Annotated in this window: 12 protein-coding genes; 10 read left to right on the top strand and 2 right to left on the bottom strand. The window is 71.5% G+C overall.

Annotation, left to right across the window (positions count from 1 at the left end):
- Positions 1-44: 44 nt before the first annotated feature.
- Together B4N89_RS42585 and B4N89_RS42580 are read left to right on the top strand one after the other, a co-directional pair.
- Positions 45-878 (top strand): AAC(3) family N-acetyltransferase, encoded by an 834-nt coding sequence (locus B4N89_RS42585; RefSeq protein WP_078981982.1) that lies wholly within the window; start codon positions 45-47, stop codon positions 876-878.
- Positions 824-1,690: an SDR family NAD(P)-dependent oxidoreductase gene (locus B4N89_RS42580; RefSeq protein ID WP_321170759.1), complete on the top strand. Its 867-nt coding sequence runs from the start codon at positions 824-826 to the stop codon at positions 1,688-1,690. Before B4N89_RS42585 ends, B4N89_RS42580 begins: the two co-directional genes overlap by 55 nt.
- Before the next feature lie 79 nt (positions 1,691-1,769).
- Here the strand turns inward: B4N89_RS42580 and B4N89_RS42575 are convergent, their stop codons facing one another.
- Positions 1,770-2,861: a polyprenyl synthetase family protein gene (locus B4N89_RS42575; protein ID WP_235619313.1), complete on the bottom strand. Its 1,092-nt coding sequence runs from the start codon at positions 2,859-2,861 to the stop codon at positions 1,770-1,772.
- Between the two features lie 441 nt (positions 2,862-3,302).
- Between B4N89_RS42575 and B4N89_RS42565 the strand changes: the two genes are divergently transcribed.
- From B4N89_RS42565 to B4N89_RS42550, 4 genes are all read left to right on the top strand, one after another.
- Positions 3,303-5,414, top strand: coding sequence for a PQQ-dependent sugar dehydrogenase (locus B4N89_RS42565; RefSeq protein WP_235619357.1), 2,112 nt, complete (start codon positions 3,303-3,305; stop codon positions 5,412-5,414).
- A gap of 700 nt (positions 5,415-6,114) precedes the next feature.
- The gene (locus tag B4N89_RS42560) at positions 6,115-6,963 is read left to right on the top strand and encodes an ABC transporter ATP-binding protein (protein ID WP_414646485.1); all 849 of its coding nucleotides are present in this window, start codon (positions 6,115-6,117) and stop codon (positions 6,961-6,963) included.
- On the top strand, positions 6,960-7,832 hold the full coding sequence (locus tag B4N89_RS42555; RefSeq protein ID WP_201261160.1) for an ABC transporter permease: 873 nt from the start codon (positions 6,960-6,962) through the stop codon (positions 7,830-7,832). Before B4N89_RS42560 ends, B4N89_RS42555 begins: the two co-directional genes overlap by 4 nt.
- An 83-nt stretch (positions 7,833-7,915) precedes the next feature.
- Positions 7,916-9,061 (top strand): ABC transporter substrate-binding protein, encoded by a 1,146-nt coding sequence (locus B4N89_RS42550; RefSeq protein WP_078982385.1) that lies wholly within the window; start codon positions 7,916-7,918, stop codon positions 9,059-9,061.
- Between the two features lie 121 nt (positions 9,062-9,182).
- Here the strand turns inward: B4N89_RS42550 and B4N89_RS42545 are convergent, their stop codons facing one another.
- Positions 9,183-9,575, bottom strand: coding sequence for a DUF6223 family protein (locus tag B4N89_RS42545; RefSeq protein ID WP_078981977.1), 393 nt, complete (start codon positions 9,573-9,575; stop codon positions 9,183-9,185).
- Positions 9,576-9,790: 215 nt separating this feature from the next.
- Here B4N89_RS42545 and B4N89_RS42540 point away from each other — a divergent pair, with 215 nt between their 5' ends.
- From B4N89_RS42540 to B4N89_RS42520, 4 genes are all read left to right on the top strand, one after another.
- Positions 9,791-10,915: a sensor histidine kinase gene (locus tag B4N89_RS42540; protein ID WP_078981976.1), complete on the top strand. Its 1,125-nt coding sequence runs from the start codon at positions 9,791-9,793 to the stop codon at positions 10,913-10,915.
- On the top strand, positions 10,912-11,574 hold the full coding sequence (locus B4N89_RS42535) for a response regulator (RefSeq protein WP_078981975.1): 663 nt from the start codon (positions 10,912-10,914) through the stop codon (positions 11,572-11,574). Before B4N89_RS42540 ends, B4N89_RS42535 begins: the two co-directional genes overlap by 4 nt.
- 890 nt (positions 11,575-12,464) lie before the next feature.
- Positions 12,465-12,938, top strand: coding sequence for an SRPBCC family protein (locus B4N89_RS42525; RefSeq protein WP_078981973.1), 474 nt, complete (start codon positions 12,465-12,467; stop codon positions 12,936-12,938).
- 359 nt (positions 12,939-13,297) lie between these two features.
- Complete coding sequence (locus B4N89_RS42520; protein WP_078981972.1) at positions 13,298-13,963, top strand: nitroreductase; 666 nt, start codon at positions 13,298-13,300, stop codon at positions 13,961-13,963.
- The last annotated feature ends 3 nt before the right edge of the window (positions 13,964-13,966 follow it).

The raw sequence follows: 13,966 nt of genomic DNA, 5'->3' as shown, positions 1-13,966 counted from the left end.
TCGACCTGTTGACCCATCGCTGTTCCCATTCGAGGAGGTTCACGATGATCCCGGCCGAACATCTCGGCAAGGCGACCGACGAACTGCTACCGCCGGATCGTCCGGTCATGCTGCACGCCTCGCTGCGCTCCTTCGGAGCACCCGTCGTCGGTGGCGCGGACGCCCTGCTGGACGCGCTGCTGGCGAGCGGCCGCACGGTCCTGGTGCCGAGTTTCACCGAACGCCACTTCGAGCTGGCCGCCCCCGCCGCCTTGCGCCCCGCGCGCAATGGCATCGACTACGCCACGCTCCCCGACGCCACGGCGCCCCTCCCGGAAAGTGCCGCGTACACCGTCGACTGCGGGCTCATCGGCCCGGGCCTGGGGGTGCTGCCGGCGGCCTTGATCCGCCGCCCCGAAGTCGTGCGCGGTACGCATCCGCTCAATTCGTTCGCCGCGCTCGGCCCCCTGGCGGACACACTGATCTCGGCGCAGAGCCCCACCGACGTGTACGGTCCGATCCGCGAACTGGCCGCCCACGAGGGGCTGATCCTCCTGGTCGGGGTGGGACTCAATCGTATGACGGCGCTTCATCTGGCCGAACAGCGGTCGGGACGAACCCTGTTCCGGCGCTGGGCCCGGGGCGCCGACGGCCGGGTGACCATGTTCGAGGTCGGATCCTGCTCCGAGGGATTCCCACGGCTGGAACCGACCCTGCACCCCTACGCGCGCAGCGTGGCCGTCGGCGCCTCGCGGTGGCGTGCCTACCCCGCGCGGGAGACGCTCGCCGCCGCGACCGCGGCCATCGTCGCCGACCAGGGCATCACCCGCTGCCCCGACAGCGGGTGCCTGGCGTGCCGCGACTCCATCGCCGGAGGCCCCGTCGACGCCCTCCCGTGACCGGTCACCGGACACCGAATTCGACAAGGCCGAAAGACTGGGGGAGAGGGTCGTCCGGACGGGAAGGAAGCGGGAAGCGGGATGCGGGAACTTGCGGGACGGGTCGGAGTGGTCACCGGGGCGGCCGGTGGGATCGGCTACGGCATCGCACGCGGGACGCGGCTGCCGTCCGGGCCCTCGCGGATGCCGCACTGGCCGGCTTCGGACGGATCGACGTCGTCTGCAACAACGCCGGGGTGTGGACGCTGAACAGGCAGTGGGAGACCGAACTCGCCGACTGGCGGTGGGTCGTGGACGTCAATCTGTGGGGCGTCGTGCACGGCGTGCGCACGTTCGTTCCGCTGATGCTCGCGCAGCCGGAGGGCGGGCACATCGTGAACACCGCGTCGATGGGCGGCTTGATCGGCGGCGCGATGACCGGACCCTACGGCGCAACGAAACACGCGATCGTCGGCCTCACCAAGGGACTTCGCGCCGAACTCGCCGGAACCGCGGTCGGGGTGTCGCTGCTGTGTCCGGGCAAGGTGCGGTCCGAGATGCTCGACCGGGTCGACGGCCGCCCCGCTACGGACGCCGACGACGAGGCGCCCGACGACGGGCGCGCGACTCCGTCCGCCCGGGACGTGCTCGACGCGATGCGCAGGTCGCAGGCGGGGGCGATGAGCGCCGCGGAGGCCGGCGAACAGGTCGCCGCGGCGATCCGGGAGGACAGGTTCTGGGTGCTGCCGGGCGCCGATGCCCACGTGCCCTTGGTGCGGGCGGAGTTCGACGAACTCATCGGCGCGTTCGAATCGATGTCGGCCGACGGATGACCGCTTTCGCCGCACCCGCCGCCGACGAGGGGTCGAGCCGCCCGGTCGGCGGGCGGGGTGGGGTGGGGTGGGGTGGTTTCTACCGATCGCGCATGACGGACCAGGCCGGCAGGTGTTCGAAGAACGCCACGGCGTCCGGCCGCCATCGGTGACCCCACGTGCCGGCCTGCGCCGCCGCTTGGCGCGCGTGGTGCTCGGCGTCGGCTCGCAGGCTGCTGTCGATGCCGTGAGCGCGTGCGATCCGGCGGATCCGGTCGAGGGCGTCGTCGTCGCAGGCCGGATCTCCCAGGACCGCGTCCAGCACCTTGCGTTCGGCGTCGTCCGCCGCCGCCAGCAGGGCCCGGACGACGTAGCTGCGTCGCCCGGTACGGATGTCGGATCCGAGCGGTTTGCCGAGGGCTGCCGAGTCGCCGAAGAGGTCGAGCCAGTCGTCGTGGATCTGGTTGGCGATGCCCACCGCGGTGGCGTAGGCGCGCAGTTCGCCCTCGTACAAAGCGATGTCGGCGCCGGCGGCGAGCAGGCCCAGCCGCAGCGGGGCGAGCACCGAGTAGCGGGTCGACTTGTACTCGGTGACGGTGTGCAGGAACCCGATGCCGGCGGCGGGATGGAAGTCGCGTTCCAGGTCCAGGATTTGCCCGTTGATCATGGCGGCCCCGGCCTCGGCGGGGACGGCGGCCATGGCCGGGATGCGGGCGGGTGGCAGGTCGGCGGCGAGCAGGACGCGCATGGACAGGAACGCGGCCAGGTCACCGGCGAGGACGGCCAGGGCGAGGGCGACGTCGGGCCGGTCGGGGAATCGGTCGCGGTAGGCGTAGTAGGTGGATGGGCCGCCTCGGCGTACGGGTGCGTCGTCGATGATGTCGTCGTGGATCAGGCCGTGGGTGTGCAGGAGTTCGATGCTCACGGCGGCATCGTCGAGCCCGGGCACCGACTCGTGCGTGACCAGGGCGGCCGCCTCGTGCAGCAGCGCGACCCGAAGGCGTTTGCCGCCGCGCAGCGACAACTCGCGTACCAGGTCGAGAGCCTGGCGGGGAAACGCGCCGTGTGGCGGCAGGTCCAGGGCGCCGCTCGCCGGATCGGTCAGGGTGTCGAAATAGGCCGCGAAGCGGGCTTCGAACCGCTGTTGGTGGCCGGTCGCGCGGTGCAGGGCGGCGATAAGGGCGTCGTTCACCGAACCAGGGTTGCATGCCGCCACGGAGGCCCGATCACGACCGGGTCGGTACCGCCGACCACGCGGCGCGGGCCCGACCCGACGCCTCGGGTCTGCGCTGCACCGGCCTTGCCCGACGGGCCGCGGTTCGTGGCGCGTGACCCGTTGACAGGTGCCCCACCGGGCTCTAGCGTGCTCCATCACCAGTTAGGAAAGTTTCCTAACTATCCAGGGTCCAGCGCCGACTTCCCCCGCGCGAACGACCGTTGCCGGAAATCGCCTACCACGAAGACGCTCGCAGCGGCCCCGCCGGGGAGCACCACGAGCCCCACGAGCCGCCGAGCCGCCCCCGCGCTCGGCCCCTCTTCGCTGGAGGACACCGTGAGACGCAGCAAACCCCGGCCGTCCAGGGCGTTCGGCGCCCTGGTGGCCGCGGCCACCACCGCCTCGCTCTGCGTGGCGATGCCCGCCGCCCACTCCGCTCCGCTTCCTCGCGCCGCCGCCACGTACGAGGCCGAGGCCGCCCAGGTCGTCAAGGGCAAGGTGGAGTCCAACCACGCCGGCCACACCGGCACCGGCTTCGTGAACTTCGACGCGGTCTCCGACGCGTACGTCGAGTTCACCGTCCAGGCGGAGCAACCGGGCGCCACGAAGCTCGACTTCCGCTACGCCAACGGCACGTCCGTCGACCGCCCGCTGGACGTCACCGTCAACGGTACCCAGGCCGCCAACGATCTCTCCTTCCCCGGCACCGGCGCCTGGACGACCTGGAAGACGGCCTCCGTCACGACGCCACTGGCCGCCGGCACCAACAGGATCCGCGTCACCACCTCGGGCGTGGACGGCCCCAACCTCGACAGCCTGATCGTCACTCCGCAGGGCCCGACCGACACCGAGAAGCCGACGGCCCCGAAGAACCTGCGCAAGGACAAGGAGCCGACCACCACCTCCGTGTCCCTCGCCTGGGACGCGGCCGGTGACAACGTGAAGGTCACCGGGTACGACGTCTACCAGCACGGCCAACTCATGAAGCAGGTCGACGGCTCCACACTGGCCACCACGGTGACCGGCCTGACGCCCGGGACCGGGTACGACTGGACCGTATTCGCGCGCGACGCCGTCCCGAACGTCTCCGACGCCAGCAACGCGGTCACCATCGCCACGCTGCCCGCGCCGCCCGACGGCGAGGCGCCGAGTGTGCCGCAGGGGCTGCGCGCCACCGGCAAGACCGCGACGAGCGTCGACCTGGCCTGGACCCCGTCCACCGACAACGTGCAGGTCACGGGATATGACATCTACCGTGACGGCGCCGCCGCCGGCACCTCGGAGACCGCGTCCACGACCGTCGCCGGCCTGAAGGCGGCCACGGCGTACCGGTTCAAGGTGCGGGCCTTCGACGCCAAGGGCAACCGGTCGGCGTTCGGCGCGGAGATCAGCGTCACCACCGCCGGCTCCCAGGCGGGCGGCGTCCCCGACCCGGGCACGGTGAAGACCCTGGCCAGTGGTGTGGATGTGGCCTGGGGCGTGGCGTTCCTGCCGGACGGCTCCGGGATCTACACCGAGCGGAACACCTTCGACGTCTACCGACTGACCAAATCCGGCCAGAAGACGAAACTCGGCAAGGTGCCCAACTCGCAGACCACCGGCGGCGAGGGCGGTCTGATGGGCGTGGAGGTCTCCCCGAACTTCGCCACCGACCACTACGTGTACTTCCTGCACACCTCGTCCGACGGCAACCGCATCGCCCGGATGAAGCTGGAGAACAACGCGCTCAGCGGCTACAAGGTGCTGCTGGACGGCATGGCCAAGAGTCGCTACCACAACGGCGGACGGCTGCGCTTCGGCCCCGACGGCAAGCTGTACGCCGGCATGGGCGACGCCCAGAACGACTCCCGGGCGCAGGACAAGAACTCCCTCAACGGCAAGATCCTGCGCATCAACCCGGACGGCTCGATCCCGTCGGACAACCCGTTCGGCAACGCGGTCTGGTCCATCGGGCACCGCAACCCGCAGGGCCTGGACTTCGACTCCCAGGGCCGACTCTGGCAGGCGGAGTTCGGCGACAACATCATGGACGAGGTCAACCTGATCCAGCGGGGCGGCAATTACGGCTGGCCCAACTGCCAGGGCACCGAGGGCAGTTGCGCCGGGTACATCGCACCGAAGAAGACCTGGCCGGTGTCGTCCGCCTCGCCGAGCGGCCTGACCATCATCAACGACCACGTGTTCGTGGCCACGACCCGGGGCCAGCGCGTCTACCGGCTGCGCATCGACGCCAACTCCGACCTGGTCGAGCAAAAGACGTACTTCGAGGGGACGTACGACCGACTGCGCACCGTGGAGGTCGACCCCGACGGGGACATCTGGCTCACCACGTCCACGGACAAGGACGGCACGGCGGGCAACGACCGGATCCTGCTGATCGACATCGTCTACTCGAACGGAATGACCCCGACCCCCGGCAAGCCCCAGCCGACGTCGATAACCCCCACGGACAACGCCCTCACCCCCGACAAGCCCACCCGGAACGATTCCACGAGCCGGCACACAACTCCACCCCCAACCACCCCCTGATCCCCACCACCCCCCGGCCCGGACCCGCCCCCAACCAACCTGACGGGCCCGGGCCGGCCGTCGCCGCGTTCAGGGCTCCAGGACTCGGATTCCGGCGGGACGGGCAAGCTTTCCGGGTGGGAAGGCTCCTCGGAGGACGGAACCCGAGCATCCTCCCCGCCCCCGTTGCCGGCCGGTTTTCGCCGAGCGACGCGCCCGCCTCGCCGAGAGGCCGGAGTCTTGGAGCCCTGAACGCGGCGGCGGCCCATCGCGACTCGGACGGACCCCGCACCGGCCGCCCGCAACAACAGGGCAAACCTCGGTCGGGCTCCGGGACAGTGCTCAAGGAGTGCACCCGTGTCGAGGGACCGGCAGCCGCATCTCGCACCGGCCGGGTTGCTGTTGCTCGCTTCTGTGTGGGCCGCGTGCGTGCGGTCGCCACGGGGTCCTGACTTGTGGGGTTCGGTCGCGTGCGGTGCTCGGGTTTCGGGTGGTGCGCTTCAAGATCAAAGTCATCTTGTCGACCCTATCGATTGTGAAATCTGACGCATCGTCATATCGTCACGCCGGTCGAGCGGAATGATCGACTCCGGTGGGGTACCGGGTGTGCTCGAACTCGGGCGCGTATGGCACTGGTTGCAAGGAACGACGGATCGTACGGACTTCAGGGGTGAGACACGTGGGCCAGGAACCGCCCGAGTCGGCCGCGCAGGCCGGCGGGATCCGAGCTGCCGGGGTCGAGCGCCGGTTCGGTCGCGGCGCGAGTCGCGTGCACGCGCTCGGCCCCCTCGAACTGGAGGTCGCGTCCGGAGAGTTCTGCTGCGTCGTCGGCCCGTCCGGGTGCGGCAAGTCCACCTTCCTGCGGATCGTGGCCGGCCTGGTCAAGCCGACCGCCGGCCGGGTCGAGGTGACGGCGGCGACCGCGAACCCCGCCGCGATGGTGTTCCAGAACTACGGCATCAGCCCCTGGAAGACGGTGTTGGCGAACGTCCGGTTCGGCCTGGACCTGCGTCGGGTACCCCGCAAGGAGGCGAACGCCCGAGCCCGCGACTGGCTCGACCGACTCGGACTCGCGGACTTCGCCGACCGGTACCCCGCGGCCCTGTCCGGCGGTATGCAGCAGCGCGTGTCGATCGCGCGGGCCCTCGCGGTCGAGCCGGAAATCCTGCTCATGGACGAGCCGTTCGCGGCGTTGGACGCGCAACTGCGGACGATCCTGCAGGACGAACTCCTGGAGATCTGCCAGGCCGACAAGCGCACCGTCCTGTTCGTCACGCACAGCCTCGAGGAGGCGCTGGTCCTCGGCGATCGTGTCCTGGTGATGTCCGCGCGCCCGGGTCGACTGATCGCCGAGCGGGTACCGCCGTTCGCCCGCCCCCGTACCGGAGAGGTTCGCAGGTCAACGGAGTTCGCCGCGATGCAGGCCGAACTGTGGGAACTGCTGCGCGGAGAGGTCGAGCAGGCGACCGGCCCGGGACGGGAAACGGACCCGCACACGGACCGGGACCCGAAACAGGTCGGCGCGCGGAACCAGGATCAGGACATGGGCAAGGAGGAGGTCGCACCGTGACGGTCACCGTGAAGGACGCCGCGCCGATCCGAGTGCTGGTCCGCGAGCCGGGTGCCGCAGAGCGTGACCCCGGCCGGGCGCGGACGCGGCGCCGACTCCTGGAGGTCGCTCTGGCCGTCGTCGTGCCCGTGCTGCTCCTGCTGTGGTGGCAACTCGCCGCGAAACAGGGGTGGATCGACGACCGGCTCTACCCCGCGCCCTCGACCATCGTCGCGGACGGTTGGTCCGACGCCACCGACGGCAAGCTGTGGCCGGACGTATGGGCCACCCTCGCCCGGGTCCTGCCCGGCTACGCGATCGGCGCCCTCGGCGGATTCGTCGTCGGCCTCCTGATGGGTACCAACGCCCTGATCCGGGCCGCGCTCGAACCCACCCTGGACGCCCTGTACGTGGTGCCCAAGCTCGCGCTCCTCCCGATCTTCATGACCATGTTCGGCCTCGGCGAGTCGCCGCACATCGCGCTCGTCGCGGTGACGGTGTTCTTCTTCGTATGGATCGCCACGATGGCCGCCGTCATCGCCGTACCCGACGGCTACCGCGAGGCCGGAGCGGTCTTCGGCGCCGGCCCCTGGCAGATGTTCCGGCACGTGCTGCTGCCCGCTTCGCTGCCGCAGGTGATGGTGGGCCTGCGGATCTCGGCGGGCGTCGCGGTCCTGGTCATCATCGCCTCCGAGGGAATCGCCTCGCCCGACAACAAGGGCCTGGGCTACGTGATCTTCAATTCGCGGCAACTCTTCGACAACCGCGCGATGTTCGTCGGGATCATCGTGGTCGCCGTCGTCGGCGTGCTGTTCTCCGAGCTGATCCGCCGGGTGGGCCGACTGTGCACCCCGTGGGCACCGCGCGACCGCGGTCCCGGGCAGTCCTGACCCGACGTCACCACCTCGGCCGGGCCGGCTCGCGCCCGGTCGGCCCGATCACCACCGGGCGCACCGACCCCGAAAGGCGCATCATGGCGAGACGTGGATTCCTCACCACCACCGCACTGTTGGCGTGCACCGCGCTGCTCGCCGCCTGCGGCGGCTCCGCCGACTCCGGCTCGGACCGGCCCAAGACCCCGCAGCCCAAACGTGCGATCGAGGCGGTCGCGGGCTGCGAGAAGGCGTGGACCGACCCGGCCGACCTGTCCCCGACCCGCAAGCCCGCGCGCTGCGCGGCGGGTTCGCCCGCCGCCAAGCCGCTCGCGCAGAAGGCGAAACTCACCGTGACCGCGGGATCGTTGTCGGCCGAATACCTCGGCCCGCTGCGCACCGCGATCGCCAAGGGCGAGTTCGCCAAGGAGGGCCTGGACGTCGAGCTCAAGCAGATGCCGGCCACCGACGCGATCACGCTGCTCGCCAAGGGCCAGGTGGACGTGCTGTATTCGGCGCCCGAGGCCGGCATGGTCAACGCGGTCAAGCAGGGCTTCGACATCAAGTGGGTCGCCGGCAACTACTCGGCGGCGCCCGAGTCCAGGACCGGAGTCTGGGCCCGGGTCAAGAACGGCAGGACCGGCGACGCCGTCGACCTCAAGAACGCGCGCTTCGGGACACTGGTGGGCAAGACGTCGGTGATCATGTACCCGATCCAGAGCGTGCTCGCCCGCCACCGGACGAAGCCCACCGAGGTCTCCTTCCAGCAACTGGACGGCGCGGGTGTGCCCGAGGCGTTCAAGAACGGCGGTATCGACGCCGCATGGCTGCTCGACCCCGTCTGGAAGGACTTCGAGGGCAAGCCGGAGTACACCTTCCTGGGGGGCCAGCCGGTCGGCGAGCCGCTCGGCGGAATGCTCTACGGGCAAAACCTCCTGGAGAAGAACCGGGACGCGGGCGTCGCGTTCCTGCGCGCGCTGATCCGCACCGTGAACACCTACTTCGCCGGCGACTACAAGCAGGACCCGGCCTTCGTCGAGGAGTTGGCGACGACGCTGGGCAGCAAACCCGAACTGCTGAAGTCCGTGCCCGCGCAGGTGGTCGACTGGGAGATCCGCGGCGGCACGACCGACCGGGTCCAGAGCATGTACATCGAGGGCAAGGTCATCGAGGCCCCGGCGCTGCCGGAGGACAAACTCGTCGACCGCTCCTTCTACGCCGAGGCCGTGGGCCACACCACACCTTGACGGCCCGGGCGGCCCACACGGGTCCCGGCCGCCCGGGGGCCGCCCCGCCCGCATCGCGCGGGAAGCCGTCGGATCGTCGTGACGACCGACGTTTGGCAAGGTTCATCGCTGTTCGAACCGGTCAGGCCGCCGCGCGCCGGAAGCGGGCCAGGGCCGACGCGCCGAATACCACGGCGATCACCCCCACGATCAGCGCGACGATGCCGCCGCCCAGGCCGTTGCCGGTCCCGAGGCCGCCTTCGGCCGTGACGACGACCAGCAGCCCGAGGGCCGCGCCGACGGTACCCGCGACCAGGGCGACGAAGGCGCCGTTGCGTCCGATGCCCGCTGCGAAGCGGGTGCGGATGCGGCCGGTGGCGCGGGCCAGCGCCAGCGCGCCGACGATCGCGCCGGCCAGTCCGAGCAGGGCCGCCACGGAGGCGCCTACCCGCCCGGAGCCGAAGTCGCCGACGGCGATCGTTGGTGCGGAGGCGTGCGCGGCGGCCGGTGCGGCGAGCATGGACAGGGCGGACATGGGTGCTCCTTCTGCTGCGACGAGATTGGTCCGAGGATGTCGCCCGGACCGGTTGCCGGTCGTCGCTCTGCCGCGGACTCTTCGCGCTGTCGCCGGCGCGGTACCCGGCTACCGCGGACGCGGCAGGAACCGCGCGACTACCGCACCTGTGGTAGCCGGCTGCTCGTCCGTGCGCGGGACCCACCCGCCCGGGGCGCCCGGCTAGGGTGCGCCCTATGACGTCAGGACGGTTCGCCGTGGGCACCGCTGCCCGGGATGGGGCGGTCGCCGTCGGGGTGGCGGCGGCGCAGCTGGTCACCGGGCTGTCCGCGGAGCGCTCCGCCGGCGCCGTCGAGCCGCTCGGGTACGTACTGCTGGTGGCGGGCGGACTGACGCTGGCCGCCGGCCGCAGGGCGCCGGTGTCGGTACTGGCCGCCACCGGCGCATGCGCGCTGGGCTATCAGGCGGCCGGTTTCGATGTGCCGGTCGTGGCCTACCTGTTCGCGGTATACGCCGCCATGCGGGCGGGCCACCGCAGGGCCACGGTGACGGCGTCCGTGATCCTGCTCGCGGTGCTGCCGCTCGCCGCGCTGGTGTCCCTGCACGACGGGGGCGAGGCGTACGCCCGGGCCCGCGGCGCCCTGGAGATCGCCTGGCTGATCGCCGCGGGCGCGGCGGGTGAGGCGCTGCGGCAGGCCGAGCGGCGCGCCGACGAGGCCGAGCGCACCCGCGAGGAGACGGCACGACGCCGCGCGGACGAGGAGCGCCTGCACATCGCCCGCGAGCTGCACGACTCGCTCACCCACCAGATCTCGGTGATCAAGGTGCAGGCCGAGGTCGCCGTACACCTGGCGCAACGGCGCGGCGAGGACGTCCCGGAGGCGCTGCGGGTGATCCGGGAGGCCGGCCGGGAGGCGAGCCGGGACCTGCGGGCGACATTGGAGGCGCTGCGCGACGACGGCAAGGCCCCGCCGTTGGGGATGGACCACGTCCCGGAGTTGGTGGACCGGGCGCGCGCGTCCGGCCTGGCCGCGACGTTGACCGTCGACGGGCAGCGGCCGGACGTGCCGGCGCCGGTGGACCGTACCGCGTACCGGATCGTCCAGGAGTCCTTGACCAACGTCGTCCGGCACGCCGGCGCCGCGTCCGCGACGGTCCGGATCGACTACCGGCCGGACGCGCTGGCGATTCGCGTCGACGACGACGGCACGGCCACGCCGGGCGGCAGTCCCGGCGCGGGCGTCGGGCTGACCGGCATGCGGGAGCGGGTCGCCGCGCTCGGCGGACGCCTGGTCGCGGAGCCGCGCGCCGGGGGCGGGTTCACCGTCCAGGCGGAACTCCCGGTGGAGCGCGCCTCGTGATCCGCGTCCTGCTGGTCGACGACCAGCCGCTGCTGCGCAGCGGATTTCGCGCGCTGCTCGATGCCGAGGACGACATCGAGGTGGTCGCGGAGGCCGCCGACGGCGAACAGGGCGTGGCCCTGGCCCGGGAACTGCTGCCCGACATCGCGGTGCTCGACATCCGGATGCCCGTCGTCGACGGCATCGAGGCGACCCGGCGCATCGCCGCCGACCCGGCACTGGCCGGCGTGCATGTGGTGATTCTGACCAACTACGGCCTGGACGAGTACGTCCTGGACGCGCTGCGTGCCGGCGCCGCCGGGTTCCTCGTCAAGGACATCGTGCCGGAGGACTTCCTGCACGCCGTACGCGTCGCCGCGCGTGGCGACGCGCTGCTCGCCCCGTCCATCACGCGCCGGCTGATCGACCGGTACATCACCCAGCCACCGCCCGCGGCCGCCACCGGGCTGGACGAACTGACCAACCGCGAACGCGAATCCGTCGCCCTGGCCGCCCAGGGACTGTCCAACGACGAGATCGCCGCACGCATGGTGATCAGCCCGACCACCGCGAAGACCCACATCAACCGGGCCATGACCAAGCTCCACGCCCGTGATCGCGCCCAACTGGTGGTCATCGCCTACGAATCCGGCCTGGTCACCGTACGGGGCGGCACCTGACGGCGACCCGACCGCCCCGATGCCCGGACTCGAACCGGGTCCGATGCGCGCCGGCGCCGGACAGCGGGCAACGCCCCACAACCATCGAGGCCATGGACGGCGGCCGGTCGACGACGGCCGACGGATCCCTTTCGCCCGTTGGTCTGCGATCCATATCGATCCGGATCACCTCCAGGTCGGAGTTCGACCGGCGAACCGCCGCCGCAGCGGCCTGCGCCGAGGCCGGCTCCGTAACCGAGGGAGCGATGGCACAGGCCTGCCCGGCGGCCGCCACGACCAGGGCGGAGCCCATCGTCAGCGACCGCCCGACGAACCCTCGCATCGACCCGTTGCGCGACATCGCCGCTCACCCTGCTCTCTGTGTCCGAACGCCCCGCACCGTCGAGGGCCTGTCCGGGCCGAGCGTGACCGATCCGCCCGCCGGCGTCCGAACGACCCGCCCTCGAGTCGCCCGAACGGGCGACGGCGAGCACCGGACGGCGGCGGCCGCCCTCCGTCGGGGATGGGAACGCGGGGCCGAGCCCCGGGGCGCGGAGGCGGCATCGGCCGGAAGTGGCCTCGAATCGCCCCCACTTGGAGACGGAGGCGCCGTCGGTCGGGACGACCCGCCTGCCATCGATCCACAACGCGACCATGTTCACGACGCCGCGGTCGGAGGCGGACCCCGGTCCGCACCGGCGTCTGCCGGGCCCACGACGGCCGACGTCCCAACCCCTCCGCCCCGGCCCCCGGAAGGAACGCCCAAGTCGCACACCGTACTTGCCCCCGCCGGCCCCGAGACATCACGGCATGACGGACCGAGTCCGAACCGGGCGCGAACGCCGTGGCCTTCCTGAACGAGTAGGTCCGAATCCCGTAGCCGAAGGCGCCCGTGGTGCATGATTATCCGTATGGAAACGCCTGAGCTCGCGCTCTCTCGCGCCCCTGCCGCGTACGCCTGCATGATCGTCCGCAAACCCGCCGAGGAGGTGTTCCGCGCCTTCGCCGACCCGGCGGTGACCTCCCGGTTCTGGTACAGCAAGAGCAGCGGGCCGATGGTTGCGGGCGCCGAGTTGCACTGGGAATGGGAGACGTACGGTGCATCGGCCGACGTCCGGGTCAAGGAGGTCCAGGACGCCCGGCTGATCCGGTTCGAGTGGGGCAACTACGGGCAGCCGACCACCGTCGAGTTGCGGTTCACCCCGCGCGCGGAGGAAGCCACGTTCGTCGAGGTCACCGAGACCGGTTTCGAGGGCTCGGGGGATGACGCCGTGCGCTGGGTGAACGACACCGTCGGCGGATTCGCCACAGCCCTGTGTGCGATGAAGGCCCTGCTGGAATACGACATCGAACTCGGCGCCGTCTCCGACCACCATCCCGTCTGACCGACACAGCGGCCACAGTCGTGGCGCGGGCGGTACTGTCGGGCCAAACCGTGACGACCAACGCCCGGACGCGCCGGGCCACGCGGCCGACAACACCCGCGAAGCCGCGGCCGGAGCCGCCTAGTTCTCCCGGATCGAGCCGGCGCCACCGTTCCCACACGGAGGCGCCGGCCCGTTCCCCGGCGCCGGAGGAACGGGCCCGGGAGAGCGCCCGATTCGGCCCCCTCTTACCACGGTGGTATGCCCGCCCCGATGTCGATGCCGTCGCCCGGCACCTCGCCGGAGGCGATCCCGCCGCACGTCGCGAGCGCCGGAGACGGTAGAGGCGTGGTCGTCGCCGGGTGAGAGGACGAGAAGACGTGGATGTGTACGAAGCCGTGGCCACCCGCCGGGCCGTGCGGGCGTTCAGTGACGAGCCGGTGCCCAGGGATGTCCTCGAACGCGTGCTGACCGCGGCCACGCGGGCTCCGTCGAGTGGGAACCTCCAGCCGTGGCACGTGTATGTCGTGACCGGCGAGCCGTTGGCCGAACTGAAGAGGCGCGCGACCGCCCGGGCACGCGCGGGAGACCCGGGTGACGAGCGGGAGTACCCGATGTACCCGGCCGAACTCGCCTCGCCGTACCGGGACCGCTTCTTCGCCGCGGCCGCCCAACGGTACGCGGCGCTGGGGATCGAGCGCGACGACCCCGACAGGCCCGCACGGATCGCCGCCGTGAACGCGGAGGCCTTCGGCGCGCCGGTCGTGCTGTTCTGCTACCTCGACCGGGCGATGGGCCCCGGGCAGTGGGGGGACGCGGGCATGTACCTGCAGACGGTCATGCTGTTGCTGAGGGCGGAAGGGCTGCACAGCTGCCCCCAGGTCATGTGGACGATGTATCGCAAGACCGTCGGCCACATCGTCGGAGCCGACGACGGGCTCGTGTTGTTCTGCGGTGTCGCGGTGGGATTCGAGAAGGAAGGCGTGCCACGGCTGCGCACCGGACGGGCGGACATGGCGGAAACCGTGAGCTTCCTCGGAGCATGAGTG

Source organism: Embleya scabrispora (assembly GCF_002024165.1).
Classification (GTDB): Bacteria; Actinomycetota; Actinomycetes; order Streptomycetales; family Streptomycetaceae; genus Embleya; species Embleya scabrispora_A.
The sequence above is the reverse complement of the archived record's forward strand: the minus strand, read 5'-3'. Positions and strand labels throughout refer to the sequence as shown.

Bases quoted from the DNA above. Each gene is read 5' to 3' on its own strand.
- B4N89_RS42565 (WP_235619357.1), top strand. From the start codon at position 3,303: ATGCCCGCCGCCCACTCCGCTCCGCTTCCTCGCGCCGCCGCCACGTAC.
- B4N89_RS42545 (WP_078981977.1), bottom strand. From the start codon at position 9,575: ATGTCCGCCCTGTCCATGCTCGCCGCACCGGCCGCCGCGCACGCCTCC.
- B4N89_RS42585 (WP_078981982.1), top strand. From the start codon at position 45: ATGATCCCGGCCGAACATCTCGGCAAGGCGACCGACGAACTGCTACCG.
- B4N89_RS42525 (WP_078981973.1), top strand. From the start codon at position 12,465: ATGGAAACGCCTGAGCTCGCGCTCTCTCGCGCCCCTGCCGCGTACGCC.
- B4N89_RS42550 (WP_078982385.1), top strand. From the start codon at position 7,916: ATGGCGAGACGTGGATTCCTCACCACCACCGCACTGTTGGCGTGCACC.
- B4N89_RS42540 (WP_078981976.1), top strand. From the start codon at position 9,791: ATGACGTCAGGACGGTTCGCCGTGGGCACCGCTGCCCGGGATGGGGCG.